This window comes from Methylobacterium sp. B1 (assembly GCF_000333255.1).
Taxonomy (GTDB): domain Bacteria; phylum Pseudomonadota; class Alphaproteobacteria; order Rhizobiales; family Beijerinckiaceae; genus Methylobacterium; species Methylobacterium fujisawaense.
This window is the reverse complement of the sequence record NZ_BACT01000902.1, coordinates 1-1,451: the sequence shown is the minus strand read 5'-3', so window position 1 is coordinate 1,451 and position 1,451 is coordinate 1. Positions and strand designations below refer to the sequence as shown.

Below are 1,451 nucleotides of genomic sequence, written 5' to 3'. Positions count from 1 at the left end.
GATCCGCGTCTGCAGCCCGCCCAGGATCAGCCCGCGGTCGAAAGCCAGCACCGTGGCACCCATGCAGAGGCCGTAGGTGAATCCGNCGAGGGGAGAGGCGCCAGCCGCGAAGATGATGTTGTAGAGCAGCCCCGCGCCGGCCGCCGCCAGCAGGATCAGACCCCAGAATATCCGATGGGCCGGCAGCATCGACACATCTCCAGCATGGCCACTGACGGACCGGGTGTCGCGTGGCCGGGCGCGGCGGCGCCCTGCGGGAGGCGCAGGCTCGGCATACCCGCGCCGCCTGACCTCGAGCCTGGGCCTAAAGTTTAGCGTCTCGGAAGGCCGCCAGCCATTGCTCAACGCCCCAAGATGGCGCGAGTAAGGCGTGCCGGGGAGTTGAACGGCGGACCCATGACACGTCGGCGGCCCGATCCCGACCGGATCGCCGTCAGCAACCCCTGTGACAGCGAAAAGGGAGCGCTGCCATGTATGCCAGGAGCTTCGGCGCGATGCGCGTCTCGGTCCCGGTCATCGGCCAGGGCACGTGGCACATCGACAGTTCGGACCGGACGGATGCGATCCGCGCGTTGCGGGCCGGAATCGACGCCGGCATGACCCATATCGACACCGCGGAGATGTACGGCGACGCGGAGGCAATCGTCGCCGCCGCCATCGCGGATTGCCGCGAGGAGGTCTTCCTCGTTTCGAAGGTGGTCCCTGGCAATGCGACGCGCCGCGGCGTGGCGCGGGCCTGCGAGGCTTCGCTCCGACGCCTGCGGACGGATCGGCTGGACAGCTATCTGCTGCACTGGCCGGGCCAGCACCCGCTCGAGGAGACGATCGCGGGCTTCGAGGATCTGCGCCGGGCGGGCAAGATCCTGTCCTGGGGTGTCAGCAATTTCGACGTCGAGGATCTCGACCGCGCCCTCGCCATTGCGGGGCCGGACCGGATCGCCTGCAATCAGGTCCTCTACCATCTGAACGAGCGGGCCATCGAGCATGCCGTGCTGCCCTGGTGCGAGAAGCACGGCGTCGCGATGGTCGGCTACTCGCCCTTCGGCAGCGGCGACTTTCCCGATCCGGCCAGTGCTGGCGGCCGCGTCCTGGCGGGCATCGCGCAGAGCCATGGGACGACGCCCTACGCCGTGGCCCTCGCCTTCCTGACCCGGCTGCCCGGCACCTTCACGATTCCGAAGACCGGTCGCCCGGACCGGGCCATCGAGAATGCCAGCGCGGCGGACCTGCATCTGGGTGCGGCCGAGATCGCCCTGATCGACGCGCATTTCCCTCGGGGGCCACGCCCCCGGATCCTGCCCATGCTCTGAGCCGCGGGCCGGCTCAGGCCCCGCATCGCCAGTGTCGGGGGTGCGCGCGGCGGTGCGGCCCGCACCCGATTGCGGNCGGGCCTTCTTGGCGGCATAGAGGGCCGCGTCCGCCGCCNGTGAAAGGTCATCGGGGGGGATCCC

1 protein-coding gene and 1 pseudogene are annotated in these 1,451 nt (G+C 70.0%); one reads left to right on the top strand and one right to left on the bottom strand.

The features are described 5' to 3' along the window. A pseudogene (locus I53_RS25635) lies at positions 1–189 on the bottom strand (adenylate/guanylate cyclase domain-containing protein); the annotation flags it as partial. A gap of 281 nt (positions 190–470) precedes the next feature. On the opposite strand from I53_RS25635, the gene I53_RS25630 reads away from it, so the two are divergent. Continuing rightward, a complete protein-coding gene (locus I53_RS25630) occupies positions 471–1,310 on the top strand; it encodes an aldo/keto reductase (protein WP_043356131.1) in 840 nt (279 codons plus the stop codon). Positions 1,311–1,451: the final 141 nt, after the last annotated feature.

Excerpts from the sequence above, each read along its gene's own strand:
- I53_RS25630 (WP_043356131.1), top strand. The coding sequence starts at position 471 with ATGTATGCCAGGAGCTTCGGCGCGATGCGCGTCTCGGTCCCGGTCATC.